Raw genomic sequence first — 14803 nt, forward strand, 5'->3', positions numbered from 1 at the left:
GCCACGCAGGGCGTGGCTCTACGGTGTGGCGGTTAGAGGGTGCCGGCCGGCACCCGTACCGCACCTTCCATCAACACGCGTGCGCTGCGGCTCATCAACGCCTTGGTGACCACCCATTCGCCATCCACCTGGGCCGCCTGTGCACCGACCCGCAAGGTGCCGGAGGGATGCCCGAAGGTCACCGCGTCGCGCGTACCGCCGCCAGCGGCCAGATTGACCAGGGTGCCCGGAATGGCCGCAGCTGTGCCAATCGCCACGGCGGCGGTGCCCATCATGGCGTGGTGCAGCTTGCCCATCGACAGCGCGCGCGCATGCAGGTCGATGTCCTGGGCGGGAATCTGCTTGCCGCTGGAGGACACGTAATCCTGTGCCGGCGCGACGAAGGCGACCTTGGGGGTGTGCTGGCGGGTGGCGGCCTGGTCGATGTGTTCGATCAGGCCCATGCGCACCGCACCGTGCGCGCGGATCGCCTCGAAGCGGGCCAGCGCGGCCTTGTCCTCATTGATCGCCGGCTGCAGCTCGGTACCGGTGTAACCGAGGTCGGCGGCATTGAGGAAGATGGTCGGAATTCCGGCGGTGATCATGGTCACGGTGAAGCTGCCGACGCCGGGGACGTCCAGCGTGTCGGTCAGGTTGCCGGTGGGGAACATGGTTCCGCCGTCGGCGTCATCGGACGGATCGATGAACTCCAGCGCGATCTCGGCGGCCGGGAAGGTCACCCCGTCCAGTTCGAAGTCGCCGTCTTCCTGTACCTGGCCGTCGACGATGGGCACATGCGCCAGAATGGTCTTGCCGATGTTGGCCTGCCAGATGCGCACGGTGCAGGTGCCGTTGTGCGGAACGCGCGCCGGGTCGATGAAGCCGTTGCTGATCGCAAACGGCCCGACCGCCGTGCTGAGATTGCCGCAGTTGCCGCTCCAGTCCACGAACGCCGTGTCGATGGAGACCTGGCCGTAGAGATAGTCCACATCATGATCGGGTACCGAAGTACCCGAGATGATCACGCACTTGCTGGTGCTGGACGTTGCGCCCCCCATGCCGTCGGTGTGCTTGCCATACGGGTCGGGCGAGCCGATCACGCGCATCAGCAGCGCGTCACGCGCGGGGCCCGGGGTCTGGGCGGCAGCGGGCAGGTCCTGCAGGCGGAAGAACACACCTTTGCTGGTGCCACCGCGCATATAGGTGGCGGGAATGCGGAGTTGGGGTAGAAAGCTCATTACGACTCCAGTAAAGCATACAGGCCACGGCGCGCATTCCAGATGCGCAGTACCTGCAGATGCGTGGGAAGCTCGATGTAATAGATGAGGTAGTCGTCAAACCGTCGGATGGGCATGAACCTGAGCGGCGCGGCGAGACCTTCCATGAGACCGTCGTGCCTGGGCGAGCCCGCGCCGGGCGTGACCTGCAAGCGATTTACGGCGGCCTGCAATGCGTCAATGAAGGCCAATTCCAGTGGTGCGCCTCCTTGCCCTGCATACCACTCGGCTGCCTCATCGGCATCCTGCAGGGCCTGGTCATGCCAGCGCGCATGCTTCATTCCTTCGCCCGCTGCCGAGCACGTTCCCGCATGCGATCAAAGTGATCTGGCTCCAACGGCTTGGCCGGCCCGGAGGCCAGACCTTCTGCGATGAGTTGCCGCAGCAGGTCTTCGGCCTTTTGCCGCTGGCGTTGCCGGATCAGGTCGCGCACGTAGTCGGAGGTGCTCGAATAGCCACCTTCGTTGACTTCTTCGTCGACGAACTGCTTGAGCGGGTCGCTGAGTGAGATGTTCATGGTGGCCATCAGGAAAGCTCGGAATGGCAATAATTGCCATTGATGGTGCGCCGTCAAGGGTCTGGGTGCAAGGTTCCGGGGTTCATGGTTGGGGGGCGAGCGCTTGGCGTTGTCCGGGAAAGCCACGCAGGGCGTGGCTCTACCGGGGTTTGGGTCAGGCGGCCTGGGTGGATTCCAGGAAGTCCTGGGCGAAGCGCTGGAGCACGCCGCCGGCTTCGTAAATGGCCACTTCCTCGTCGCTGTCCAGGCGGCACGTCACAGGTACGACCACATCCTGTCCGTCGCGACGGTGGATGATCAGGCTGAGATCGGCACGCGGCGTGCGTGCGCCGATCACGTCGAAGGTCTCGGTGCCGTCAATGCCCAGGGTCAGGCGGGTGGTGCCCGGTTTGAACTCCAGCGGCAGCACGCCCATGCCGATCAGGTTGGTGCGGTGGATGCGCTCGAAGCCTTCGGCGACGATCACCTCCACACCCGCCAGTCGCACCCCCTTGGCGGCCCAGTCGCGCGAGCTGCCCTGCCCGTAGTCCGCGCCGGCAATGATGATCAGCGGCTGTTTGCGCTCCATGTAGGTTTCAATCGCCTCCCACATGCGCATGACCTTGCCCTCCGGTTCGACCCGGGCCAGCGAGCCCTGCTTCACGCTGCCGTCTTCGTTGCGCACCATTTCGTTGAACAGCTTGGGGTTGGCGAAGGTGGCACGCTGCGCGGTGAGGTGATCGCCACGGTGGGTGGCGTAAGAATTGAAGTCCTCCTCGGGCAGGCCCATCTTCGCCAGGTACTCGCCGGCGGCGCTGGATGCCAGGATCGCGTTGGACGGCGACAGGTGGTCCGTGGTGATGTTGTCAGGCAGCACCGCCAGCGCACGCATGCCGGCCAGCGTGCGCTCACCGGCCAGCGCACCTTCCCAGTACGGCGGTCGGCGGATGTAGGTGCTCTGCGGACGCCAGTCGTACAGCGGGCTGACCGTGGGTCCAGCGTGCTCGACGCGGATGTTGAACATCGGGTTGTAGACGCTACGGAACTGCTCCGGCTTCACCGCCGCCTTCACCACCGCGTCGATCTCGGCGTCGGTCGGCCAGATGTCCTTCAAACGCACCTCGTTGCCCTGTGCGTCCAAGCCCAGCACGTCCTTCTCGATGTCGAAACGCACAGTGCCTGCGATGGCGTAGGCGATGACCAGCGGCGGCGAAGCGAGGAAGGCCTGCTTGGCATAGGGATGGATGCGGCCGTCAAAATTACGGTTGCCCGACAGCACGGCGGTGGCGTAAAGATCGCGATCAATGATTTCCTGCTGGATGACCGGGTCCAGCGCACCGCTCATGCCATTGCAGGTGGTGCAGGCGAACGCGACGATGCCAAAGCCGAGCTTTTCCAGGTCCGGCAACAGCCCGGCTTCTTCCAGATAGAGCTGGACGGCTTTGGAGCCCGGAGCCAGCGAGGACTTCACCCACGGCTTGCGCAGCAGCCCACGCTCATTGGCCTTGCGTGCCAGCAGGCCCGCGGCAATGACGTTGCGTGGATTGGAGGTGTTGGTGCAGCTGGTGATGGCCGCGATGATCACCGCGCCATCCGGCATCAGGCCCTGGGCCTGCTCGGCCTTGCCCGCTTCCAGCTTGGCAGCATCGGCAATGCCGCGTTCGACCAGTGCCGACACCGGCAGGCGACGGTGCGGGTTGCTCGGGCCGGCCATGTTGCGGACCACGCTGGACAGGTCAAACTTCAGCACGCGCGGGTACTGCGCGGTGACCAGGTCATCGGCCCACAGACCGGTGGTGCGGGCGTAGGTCTCGACCAGCGCGACCTGGGCTTCCTCACGCCCGGTCAGGCGCAGGTAATCGGTGGTCTGGCTGTCGATGTAGAACATCGCCGCCGTCGCGCCGTACTCCGGGCACATGTTGGAAATGGTGGCACGGTCGCCGATGGTCAACGCCGCGGCCCCTTCGCCGAAGAACTCGAGCCAGGCACCAACCACGCGCTCGGCGCGCAGGAATTCGGTCAGGGCCAGCACCACGTCGGTCGCGGTGATGCCCGGCTGCGGCCGTCCGGTGAGTTCGACGCCGACGATATCGGGCAGGCGCATCCAGGACGCACGTCCCAGCATGACGTTCTCCGCTTCCAGCCCGCCAACGCCGATCGCGATCACGCCCAGCGCGTCCACGTGCGGGGTATGGCTGTCGGTGCCGACGCAGGTATCGGGGAAGGCCACGCCGTCCTGCACGTAGATCACCGGCGACATTTTCTCCAGGTTGATCTGGTGCATGATGCCGTTGCCCGGCGGAATCACGTCCACGTTCTGGAAGGCCAGCTTGGTCCAGTCGATGAAGTGGAAACGGTCTTCGTTGCGACGGTCTTCAATGGCGCGGTTCTTCTCGAACGCCTGCGGGTCATAGCCACCGCACTCCACCGCCAGCGAATGGTCGACGATCAGCTGCACCGGCACCACCGGATTGACCTTGGCCGGGTCGCCGCCGCCGTCGGCGATGGCGTCGCGCAGGCCGGCCAGGTCGACCAGTGCGGTCTGGCCAAGGATGTCGTGGCAGACCACCCGCGCCGGGAACCAGGGGAAATCCAGGTCCTGGCGGCGCTCGATCAACTGGGTGAGCGAAGCTTCGAGGGTACCCGGGTCACACCGGCGCACCAAATTTTCGGCCAGCACGCGCGAGACATACGGCAGCGTGGCATAGGCCCCCGGCGCGATCGCGTCGACCGCAGCGCGGGCATCAAAATAGTCCAGCGAGGTGCCGGGAAGGGTTTTGCGGTGTTGCGTGTTCATAGCGGTCATGGCTGGCGTGCACTACAGGTTGGCGGGCCGGGGCTTGGATTGCGTGGGCCGGCCAACGGCCGGCGCTACCGGCGATCGTTGGCGGGCCCATGCGAGGGGCGACGTACCGCCGCCCTCTCCATGGCGTTACTGGCGCTCGGACAGCGGCACGAAGACCTGGTCTTCCGGGCCGGTGTAGTTGGCGCTGGGACGGATGATCTTGCCGTCGATACGCTGCTCGATGACGTGCGCGCTCCAACCGGAGGTGCGGGCGATGACGAACAGCGGGGTGAACATCGCGGTGGGCACGCCCATCATGTGGTAGCTGACCGCGCTGAACCAGTCCAGGTTCGGGAACATCTTCTTGATGTCCCACATCACCGACTCCAGGCGCTCGGCGATGTCGTACATCTTCAGATTGCCCTGCTCGGCCGACAGCTCACGGGCGACGTCCTTGATGACCTTGTTGCGCGGGTCACTGACGGTGTACACCGGGTGGCCGAAGCCGATCACCACTTCCTTGCGCTCCACCCGGGCCTTGATGTCGGCCTCGGCGTCGTCCGGGCTGTCGTAGCGCTTCTGCACCTCGAAGGCTACTTCGTTGGCACCGCCATGCTTGGGTCCGCGCAGCGCGCCGATACCGCCGGCAATGCAGCTGTACATGTCGCTGCCGGTGCCGGCAATGACGCGACAGGTAAAGGTGGAGGCGTTGAACTCGTGCTCGGCATACAGAATGAGCGAGGTGTGCATCGCGCGCACCCACGAGTCCTGCGGCTTCTCGCCGTGCAGCAGGTGCAGGAAGTGGCCGCCGATGGAGTCATCGTCGGTTTCCACGTCGATGGCACGGCCGTTATGGCTCCAGTGGTACCAGTACAGCAGCATCGAGCCCAGGCAGGCCATCAGCTTGTCGGCGATGTCACGCGCGCCTGGATGGTTGTGGTCATCCTTCTCCGGCGACACGCAACCCAGCACGGAAACGCCCGTACGCATGACGTCCATCGGATGCGCCGACGGCGGCAGCTCTTCCAGTGCGGCCTTGACCGCCGCCGGGATGCCACGCAGCGACTTCAGCTTGGCCTTGTAGGCGGTCAGTTCGGCACGGGTCGGCAACTTGCCGTGCACCAGCAGGTGGGCGATTTCCTCGAACTCACTGGTGTTGGCCAGGTCCAGGATGTCGTAGCCGCGATAGTGCAGGTCATTGCCACTGCGGCCCACGGTGCACAGCGCAGTATTGCCGGCCGCGGTGCCGGACAGGGCGACGGACTTCTTCGGCTTGAAGCCGGGGGCGGTGGTTGCTTCGCTCATGATCCCTCCAGAATACGGTAGTACGGATTTACTTCTTGGCGGCAAACAGCGCATCGAGCTGCTGCTCGAACGCGTGGTAGCCGATACGGTCGTAGAGTTCCTCGCGCGTCTGCATGGTATCGACCACGTTGCGCTGGTGGCCATCGCGACGGATGGTCGCATACACGTTCTCGGCGGCCTTGTTGGCGGCGCGGAAGGCGGACAGCGGGAACAGTTGGATGGCCACGCCGGCCGACGCCAGTTCGTCGCAGGTGAACAACGGGGTCTTGCCGAACTCGGTGATGTTGGCCAGTACCGGCACCTTCACCGCATCGACGAAGCGGCGGTAGGTGTCCAGGTCGTAGGCGGCTTCGGCGAAGATGCCGTCCGCACCGGCTTCCACGCAGGCGATGGCGCGCTCGATGGCCGCGTCCACCCCATCCACCTGGATCGCATCGGTACGGGCGATCAGGAAGAAGTCCGGGTCGGTTTTGGCGTCGGCGGCCGCCTTTACGCGGTCGACCATTTCACCCTGCGAGACGATTTCCTTGCCGGGACGGTGACCGCAGCGCTTGGCCCCGACCTGGTCCTCGATGTGGCAGGCGGCCGCGCCGGCCTTGATCAGCGACTTGACCGTGCGGGCGATGTTGAACGCGCTCGGGCCAAAACCGGTGTCGATGTCGACCATCAGCGGCAGGTCGCACACGTCGGTGATGCGGCGCACGTCGATCAGAACATCTTCCAGGGTATTGATGCCCAGGTCCGGCAAGCCCAACGACCCTGCGGCAACGCCGCCGCCGGACAGGTAGATCGCACGGTAACCGGCGCGTTGTGCCAGCAGCGCATGGTTGGCATTGATCGCACCGATCACCTGCAGCGGTGACTCGGCGGCCAGGGCGGCGCGGAAGCGCGCGCCGGCAGAGGAAACAGAGGTGGACATTCGACCTTCCATCAGGGGTGACCCGTATAGGTGCGCAAAGCGCGTGCCAACACCCAAGTGACTGAATTCATTGCGATCAGCACCTGCCGCCAGTGTTTCATAATGAAACATTGAAACAGATGTAACATGGAACCTCTGAAACAGCCCTGGCTGACCATGTCTCTGCACCCGCCCCGCCCGCGCCTTCCCGATCCGGACCCTGGCCACCTGCCGGTGATCTGGACGGTGAGCGTTTCGCGCCTCACCGGGCTGCTGGGCGATGTGATTCCCGAGTTCGACCGTCGCGCGCGGATCGTGCCGATCAACCTGGGCTTCGAGGAAGCGGTCGATGTGATCGGACAGCGGCTGCGCCGCGAGCACTGCGACGTGGTGATTGCCGGCGGCTCCAACGCCGCCTACCTGCGCAGCCGGCTGGAGGTCCCGCTGGTACCCATCCAGGCCAACGGCTTTGACCTGATGGAGGCACTGGCGCGGGCGCGCCGGATTGCACCTCGCATCGGCCTGGTCACCCACGCCACCGACGTGCCGACCTTCAGCAGCTTCCAGCACAGTTTCGGGCTGGATATCGAGCATCGGCGCTTTGTCACCCGCGAAGATGCCCGCGACTGCATCGCCGACCTGCGCGCGAACGGGATTGAAGTCATCGTCGGTACCGGCATGGCCATCGACCACGCCGAGCAGATGGGCCTGCCCGGCGTGCTGCTGTACTCGGCGGACTCGGTCCGGCAGGCATTCGAGCACGCACTGGAACTGACCCAGACCCTGGCCCGCTCCGGCGTGACTTCGACCCGCCACCGCGCACCGCCGCGACGCATCGAGCGCGCCCAAGCGCTGCTAGGCGACAGCCCGGCCATGCAACAGGTGCGCGAGCGCATCGCCTTGTATGCGCCGCACGACAGCACCGTGCTGGTCAGCGGAGCCACCGGCACCGGCAAGGAACTGGTCGCCCGCCAACTGCACGCCGCCAGTGGGCGACGCGGTCGCTTCGTGGCGATCAACTGCGGTGCCATCAGCGAGTCGCTGCTGGAAGCGGAACTGTTCGGTTACACCGAGGGCGCGTTTACAGGGGCGCGTCGTGGCGGTCGGGTCGGCCTTGTGGAAGCGGCTGACGGCGGGACGCTGTTCCTGGATGAGATTGGCGAACTGCCGCTGCCGTTGCAGACCCGCCTGCTGCGGGTTCTGGAAGAACGCGAGGTGCTGCGGGTGGGCGCGACCGAGCCGGTGGCAGTGAACGTCAGAGTGGTGGCGGCGACCCTGCAGGCATTGGAGGCCAAGGTAGAGGCAGGCGCGTTCCGCCGCGACCTGTTCTACCGTTTGGCCGCCCTGCGCATCACCCTGCCCGCACTGCGTGAGCACGCCCAGGATGTGCCGCTGCTGATCGAGCACTTTTTCCGTCAACTGGGCCAGCGTCCCGATCCGCTGGATGCTGACGCCCTGCATCGGCTGTGTCGCTATGCGTGGCCGGGCAATGTGCGCGAACTGCGCAACTTGGTGGATCGCCTGCGCGTGCATTGGCCAGCCTCGGCCGGCCCTTTGCCCCTGTCACGACTGCTGGAATGGGCACCGGAACTGCACGGTGCCCCCACACCGGCCGAGTCGCACGACCCGACCACCACCGCCGTCTCTCGTCGACCGGATGTGCACCGGCTGGAGCAATGGCTGGCCGACAGCGGCGGCAACCGCGAGGCGCTGGCCGCGCGCCTCGGCGTGTCGCGAACGACGCTGTGGCGTTGGCTGCGCCAGCGCGACTGATTCCCGGTTGCAGAATTGTTCGCGCAGGACGGAAACAACCTACAGGCAATTTCGGTTTAATCCGACGATCTGATTGGCAAAAACCTGTCGCATCGCGCCGCATTGCGAAGGGAGTTTGCGTTCATCAATCGCGTGTGCTGTTCCAGCACACGATCTCCCGCTACGCGGACACCGAGCCACGGCACATCGTGTCGCCGCTGCCCTGCTATCTGGCAGCCACGCCAGCCATCCCAACGCATTCAAACGTGCGGGTAATGGCGTAATACGCATGGTTCGACATCCGCCATGCACTGCCTTGATCGTGGAATGCATTTCACTCGCATTTTGCGGACTTTAATCGTGTTCATCAGTCAGAACCGTGCGTGAATTATTCCGCCGCAGCGCATCCCCATCAGGCGACTGGCAACGGTAGGTTCGATCTCGGACAGATTGCAGAGATTGCTGCTTCCGTCATCGCTATGCGTGCCATCGGCATGCATCCCACTGCCATGCACCGTATGACCGCCCGTCGCCAAGAGGTTTTTTATTCATGAGTCCTGCACCCGTAGATACCGCTCCACCGAAGACCCCTGTCGCTGTCCGCTTGCTTCGTCATGAGCGAAAGGAGAAATTGGTCACCGCACCCCGCCCGATCCACATCAGCAACGCCAGCGCCATCAATCCAGCCAAGGCGTCGGCATCGGTGCCGAAGGCGCGCGCGCCGCAGCTGCGCATGACGCAGTTCTCCGATGTCGGGTCGGCCAACGCCGCGACCGATGACGAAAGCCCGGAGGATGCACTGCATGTGTTGACCGTGCAGATCCATGCACTGTTGAGCGATTTGGCCGCGAACGAGTCTCCAGCATTCGCAAAGGCAGTGGGACAACTGCAGCGCGATCACGCCGAGCGGCTTGATCGATCCGCCATCCGCCATATCGCCCGCCTGCTCAAGAGACTGCCGCCCGCGCACCAGGCGTCCGAGCGCCAGCAGCTGCTGCGCGCGGCCGCGTATGACCTGACCCGGTCCGCCGAGGCGGAGCTGCTGCTGAAGCGCAAAGTGCAGCAGTACACCGAACGCCAGCAGATCAACAACTATCCCGGTGCCATGCGCGAAACCTCGCGTGGTTTCAGTCTCGGAGCCGCACTTGGCCTTCCCGGCGCGGTAGACGCCGGCATCACGGGTGCGGTGAATCGCGCGACCAGCACGGCGACCTTCGACGATCTGGCCGTGGCGACCTTCACCACGACCACGGTCAGTGGGCGCGCGTCGGTCGAAGCCGGACTTCCCGCCGGTATCGGCGCTGGCGCACATGCCAGTGCCCACCTGGCGCGCAGTACCGGCGAAGTGGCTGACAAAATGCAGGATCGCGTGCTGGAACTGGCGCGCGCTTCAGTCGCGCGCAAACTCGGTGGTCCGCGCCTGCTGCGCATGGCCAAGCGCATGGTCGGTCCGCGTCGCGACCGATACGCCGAGCGCGTCAGCACGGCTCTGGCCTGGCAGACGCGGCTGCCGATGCTGCTCGCACACGGTACGCCGCTGCGTCCCACCCTGTTCCATCCTGCCCCACCGCCACCGATCGCGGCGAGCATACGCACGGTAGGTGGCGAGGTGGGTGCGCATGCCGGTGCCGGCGTTGCGGGTCTGGCCGCCTCTGCAGGCCTTTCGAATACCGAAGTCACCAGCGAGCTGCCGGTGCGACTGACCGATGATGACACCGCCTCGCGCGCACTACGCCAGGAAAGGCCGCTGCTGCAGTGCCTTGAGGAACGGCTGCCGCCCGCGCTGCACGGGCCGGACACACCGCGCTCGCGCACGTTGCAACTGGTCCAGGACATCCTGCGCGCGCCGGATCCGATGTCCACGCTCGGCAAGCGTCTTGCCGCGGTGAGTCACCTTGAAGTGGAATTCGATCACCTGGAAGCGCTGGCACGGCATGCCCTCACCGCCCCCAGCCAGGCCCGGCCACCGCTGGAATCACTGGCCCGCGACTGGGGCAGCGAAAAAGCCGGCTGCGAACCGGTCATGATCGGCATGCTCGACACACTGGCCTGGCTGCAGGCCACCCCCTGTCCGGTGGAGAACAGCGAGACCCGCGCGGACTGGGACACGCTTCAGCAGCGTGTGCAGGAGCTGGCCAACCGCATCCACGACTGCCGCCTTCCGCACGACCGGCAGCAGGTGCACCGGGCCACGCACGCGTTCCGCCCGATGACCCAGCGGCTGGCCACGCGCCAGGGTACTGCGGCTGTGACCGCTGCACTGGGCGTGGTCGGGATGGGGGCGCGCGTCAACGTGGCCCGCCACGAGCGTGATGATCCCGATCCCCTGCGCGCCGGCACCTACCTGGACGTGACCCTGACGGCCGAGGTCAGCTATTCGGTGGGCGAGCTGCTGGCGATCATGCAGCGCAGCCTGCCCGGCGAATGGGAAACCCTGCCCACCGAGGACATCAAACAGGTGCTGCAGCATCTGTCGCCGACGTTCCCGAGCACGGCCAATGCACGCTTCGTGATCCGGCTGTTCACTCCACGCTTCCAGCAGGAGCAAGGCTTTCCTGCGGGGGCGAAAGGCGCGCATCTCCAGACCGTGCGCGTCTCGGTAGGCAGCGCGCACGGCATGAACCTGAGCACGCCGGTGCCGATGGCCCCCGGTATGTCGGCCAAGGTCGGCCTGCAGTACCAGCGACTGGAGCAGATACCGCAGAGGGAATGGCTGCACAGCAGCACGATCACCGGCCTGCTGCTGCGCTACAACTCGCTGCACACGCGCGACAGCAGCGAGACCACAGTGTGGGCGAACATGCTGGACCGACACGGACCCGACGTGGACCGCCTGGCGCTGGCGCTCGCCACGCCCGGATCGGTGGCTGCCAGCGAAGCGCGCTACTGGCTCAATCGCGATGCGGGGCCAGCAGGCCTCTCGGCCACACAGCGCCGCGGCCTGGCCCAACTGGTGGCGTTGAACCGCACCTCGGACGTGCAGACGCGGCGCACCCAGGTGCAGGGGCTGTTCATCGCATTGGCCGAGCAGACCCAACGCGTGAAGCGGGCCTCCCCCTTGATCGGCCCGCCGGTGCTGCCGCCGTCCCCGCTGCGGTGAGTCGCGCAGTCAGCGCTTACGGATACAGCAGGCGCTTGCTCCACTGGCCATCGGCAGCGGACTCATAGCACCAGCGTTCGTGCAGGCGGAACTGCGCGCCGTACCAGAACTCGATGCGTTCCGGGACGACGCGCAGCCCGCTCCAGCCCTCCGGCCGCGGCACGTCGCGGCCGGCGAAGCTGGCTTCGGCCGCGGCCACGCGCGCATCAAATTCCTCACGCGAGCCCAGCGTATGTGACTGCAGCGAGGCCCAGGCCCCGATCTGGCTCATGCGGGGACGCGAGGCGAAATAAGCATCGGCTTCGGCGGCGTCCACCGGCTCGACACGTCCTTCGATCCGGACCTGGATGCCCGCCTCACGCAGACTGCGCCACAGGAACAGCAGCGCGGCGTGTGGATTGGTCTTCAATTCGCGCCCTTTGTGGCTGTCCAGGTGCGTGTAGAAGACAAAACCACGCGCGTCGAAAGCCTTGAGCAGCACGGTTCGTGCCGACGGGCGACCGTTCGCATCGGCGGTGGCCACGGTCATGGCATTCGGTTCGAGTTCGGCACTGGCCTTGGCTTCATCAAACAACGCGGCAAAGGTGGTCAGCGCTTCGGTGTAGAGATCGGTCATGAGGGGTTTGGCTTCTTCACGCAGTGGGTTTATTGTCGTCGCATGCGTACCGCGCCGTACATGCCCCGCGACAAAGGATTTCCGGCCGAGCTGGTGGCACAGGCGCTGGAAGACGCCCTGGCCGTGCCCAGCCCGGTGCCAGTATTGGCCATCAGCGGCCTGCAGGGCAGTGGCAAATCGACGCTGGCCGCGCAGGTGGTGGCGCTGGCCGCCGCTCGCGGGCTGCGCGCAGCCGCCCTGTCGATCGACGATTTCTACCTGACCCGTGCACAGCGCCAGCGCCTGGCGCGGCAGGTGCACCCGTTGCTGCTGACCCGCGGACCGCCGGGCACCCACGATCTGCCGCTGGCGCACGCGACGCTGGACGCGATTGCCGCACGACAGCCGGTCGCCCTGCCCCGTTTCGATAAACTGGCCGACGAGCGCATGGCCCAGGCGCAGTGGCCGCGGCTGGACGGGGCATTGGACCTGCTGGTGTTCGAAGGCTGGTTCCTGGGCACGCCGGCACAGTCGCCCGAGGAGTTGCGTGCACCGTTGAACGCGCTTGAACGCGAAGCGGATGCCGATGGACGCTGGCGGGCGTGGTGCAACCAGGCGCTGGCTGAACACTACCCGGCACTGTGGCAGCGCTGTGACCGCCTGTGGTTTCTGCAGCCACCGGACTTTGCGGTGGTGCCGCGCTGGCGTTGGCAGCAGGAACAGCACCTGCAGGCCGCACAGCCAGAACGCAGCAGCATGAGTCGACCCCAGCTTGAGCGCTTCGTTCAATACTACGAGCGGGTCAGTCGACAGGCCCTGCGCTGCCTGCCGGACCGGGCCGACCGGGTGGTGGTGCTGGACGACCAGCGCCAGGTGGTTGCATCGGCAACCACTGCCGACTGAGCGGTCAAATGCCGCAGAGGTGGTAGCATCAGCGGCGATGAATCCTGCACCGAACCTGATCCTGATCGGCCCCATGGGGGCCGGCAAAACCTGCATTGGACGTCGACTGGCCGAGCGCTTCACGCTGGACTTCGTCGACGCTGACCAGGCCATCGTGGACGCAGCCGGTGCCAGCATCGCCACGATCTTCGAACACGCTGGTGAAGCCGGATTCCGCCAGCATGAGCGCGACGTCCTGCACGCGTTGCTGGACGGAAGCGGCCAGCTGGTGTCCACCGGCGGCGGCGCCGTGCTCGACCCGGATAACCGCCAGGCCATCGCGCGGCGTGGTTTCGTGGTGTACCTGCGGGTCAGCGTTGCCGCACAGCTGGAACGACTCGCACGCGACCGCACGCGCCCCCTGCTGCAGCGCCCCGACCGGGAACAGGTACTGCAGGAAATGGCGGCGCTGCGCGACCCCCTGTATGAAGCGTTGGCCGACCTGACGCTGGACACCGACCTTTACACGCCTGCAGAGGCCACCGCGCAGCTGGTGCTGCGTCTGGCCACGCAATGGCAACGCCTGGACCTCCCCCATGAGTAGCGCTCCCCGCACTGTCGCCGTCGGCGCAGACACCCCCTACACCATCCACATCGGCCCGGGCCTGCTGAGCCAGGGTGAACTGCTGGCCGCGCATGTGCGCGGCCGCCATGTCCTGCTGCTCAGCGACAGCGAGGTCGCCCCGCTGTATCTGGCCGGGGTCCGACAGGCACTGCTGGGGCAGCGCCCGGACCTGCTGATCGGGGAACTGGTGCTGCCCGCCGGTGAAGCATCCAAGACGCTGGCCAACTTTGGCGCGGCGATGACTGCACTGGCCGCCCTGGGAGCCACCCGTGACGCCTGCGTCATGGCGCTGGGCGGCGGCGTCGCCGGCGACCTGGCCGGCTTCGCCGCCGCCTGCTGGATGCGCGGCGTGGACTGCGTGCAGCTGCCCACCTCGCTGCTGGCCATGGTGGACTCGTCGGTCGGCGGCAAGACCGCGGTGGACATTCCGGAAGGCAAGAATCTGGTGGGGGCGTTCCACCCGCCACGTGCAGTCATCGCCGACACGGCGGCCCTGCGTACGTTGCCACCGCGCGAACTGCGCGCCGGCCTGGCCGAAGTGATCAAGTACGGGGCGATCCGCGATCCGCTGTTCTTCCAGTGGCTGCAGGCCGAGCGCAGCGCACTGCTGGCCGCCGACGATGCCGCGCTGGCCCAGGCCATCGCCCGCAGCTGCGAGCACAAGGCCGATATCGTCGCCCGCGATCCCTTCGAGCGTGGCGAGCGGGCGCTGTTGAATCTGGGCCACACGTTTGGCCACGCCATTGAGACCGAACAGGGCTACGGTGCCCCGGGCAATGACAACCTCAACCACGGCGAAGCGGTCGCGGTGGGCATGGTGCTGGCGGCACGCCTGTCGGTGCGGCTCGGCATGAGCGACCCGGCCGATACCCAGGCCCTGCACGACCTGCTGGTCGGCTATGGGTTGCCCGTTGCGATTCCAGCGGGGTTGAAGCCGCAGGCTCTGCTGGAACGCATGCGTCTGGACAAGAAGAACGTCGCCGGCCGCCTCCGGCTGGTGCTGTGGCGCGGGATCGGCCGCGCCGAAGTGGTTGCCGACGTGGACGAGGCACAGGTGCTGGCCGAGCTTCAGGCCGGCTGAACTGCGACCGTTCGCCGCACGGGCTGGG

General features: G+C 66.3%; 13 protein-coding genes. 6 read left to right on the forward strand and 7 right to left on the reverse strand.

Annotated elements, in window-relative coordinates:
• Window positions 1–32: 32 nt before the first annotated feature.
• The 6 genes from prpF to prpB form a co-directional block, all read right to left on the reverse strand.
• Window positions 33–1217, reverse strand: coding sequence for a 2-methylaconitate cis-trans isomerase PrpF (gene prpF, locus QMX83_RS05730; protein ID WP_282295689.1), 1185 nt, complete (start codon window positions 1215–1217; stop codon window positions 33–35).
• A complete protein-coding gene (locus tag QMX83_RS05735) occupies window positions 1217–1537 on the reverse strand; it encodes a type II toxin-antitoxin system RelE/ParE family toxin (RefSeq protein WP_282295690.1) in 321 nt (106 codons plus the stop codon). The genes prpF and QMX83_RS05735 overlap by 1 nt, the downstream gene beginning before the upstream one ends.
• Entirely contained in the window at window positions 1534–1782 is a 249-nt protein-coding gene (locus QMX83_RS05740) for a type II toxin-antitoxin system ParD family antitoxin (protein ID WP_282295691.1), read from the reverse strand. Before QMX83_RS05740 ends, QMX83_RS05735 begins: the two co-directional genes overlap by 4 nt.
• Before the next feature lie 145 nt (window positions 1783–1927).
• Window positions 1928–4549, reverse strand: a complete 2622-nt coding sequence (gene acnD / locus QMX83_RS05745; RefSeq protein ID WP_282295692.1) for a Fe/S-dependent 2-methylisocitrate dehydratase AcnD — start codon at window positions 4547–4549, stop codon at window positions 1928–1930.
• Window positions 4550–4684: 135 nt separating this feature from the next.
• Window positions 4685–5842, reverse strand: coding sequence for a 2-methylcitrate synthase (prpC, locus tag QMX83_RS05750; protein WP_125360045.1), 1158 nt, complete (start codon window positions 5840–5842; stop codon window positions 4685–4687).
• Window positions 5843–5870: 28 nt separating this feature from the next.
• On the reverse strand, window positions 5871–6761 hold the full coding sequence (gene prpB / locus QMX83_RS05755; protein ID WP_282295693.1) for a methylisocitrate lyase: 891 nt from the start codon (window positions 6759–6761) through the stop codon (window positions 5871–5873).
• Between the two features lie 156 nt (window positions 6762–6917).
• Here prpB and prpR point away from each other — a divergent pair, with 156 nt between their 5' ends.
• From prpR to QMX83_RS05770, 3 genes are all read left to right on the forward strand, one after another.
• Window positions 6918–8513 carry a propionate catabolism operon regulatory protein PrpR gene (gene prpR, locus QMX83_RS05760; RefSeq protein ID WP_282295714.1) on the forward strand — a complete coding sequence of 532 codons (1596 nt, stop codon included), beginning with the start codon at window positions 6918–6920 and terminating at the stop codon, window positions 8511–8513.
• A 362-nt stretch (window positions 8514–8875) separates the two neighbouring features.
• Window positions 8876–9046 carry a hypothetical protein gene (locus QMX83_RS05765; protein WP_282295694.1) on the forward strand — a complete coding sequence of 57 codons (171 nt, stop codon included), beginning with the start codon at window positions 8876–8878 and terminating at the stop codon, window positions 9044–9046.
• Window positions 9047–9123: 77 nt separating this feature from the next.
• Window positions 9124–11592, forward strand: coding sequence for a hypothetical protein (locus tag QMX83_RS05770; RefSeq protein WP_282295695.1), 2469 nt, complete (start codon window positions 9124–9126; stop codon window positions 11590–11592).
• 16 nt (window positions 11593–11608) lie between these two features.
• Here QMX83_RS05770 and pdxH read toward each other — a convergent pair whose 3' ends face one another.
• On the reverse strand, window positions 11609–12208 hold the full coding sequence (gene pdxH / locus QMX83_RS05775; RefSeq protein ID WP_282295696.1) for a pyridoxamine 5'-phosphate oxidase: 600 nt from the start codon (window positions 12206–12208) through the stop codon (window positions 11609–11611).
• Window positions 12209–12250: 42 nt separating this feature from the next.
• Between pdxH and QMX83_RS05780 the strand changes: the two genes are divergently transcribed.
• From QMX83_RS05780 to aroB, 3 genes are read left to right on the forward strand one after another with little or no spacing between them, the layout of a single operon-like run.
• Window positions 12251–13090, forward strand: coding sequence for a kinase (locus tag QMX83_RS05780; protein WP_282295697.1), 840 nt, complete (start codon window positions 12251–12253; stop codon window positions 13088–13090).
• A 37-nt stretch (window positions 13091–13127) separates the two neighbouring features.
• Entirely contained in the window at window positions 13128–13673 is a 546-nt protein-coding gene (locus tag QMX83_RS05785; protein WP_282295698.1) for a shikimate kinase, read from the forward strand.
• On the forward strand, window positions 13666–14775 hold the full coding sequence (gene aroB / locus QMX83_RS05790; RefSeq protein ID WP_282295699.1) for a 3-dehydroquinate synthase: 1110 nt from the start codon (window positions 13666–13668) through the stop codon (window positions 14773–14775). The genes QMX83_RS05785 and aroB overlap by 8 nt, the downstream gene beginning before the upstream one ends.
• Window positions 14776–14803: the final 28 nt, after the last annotated feature.

This window comes from Stenotrophomonas sp. PS02289 (genome assembly GCF_029960115.1).
Classification (GTDB): domain Bacteria; phylum Pseudomonadota; class Gammaproteobacteria; order Xanthomonadales; family Xanthomonadaceae; genus Stenotrophomonas.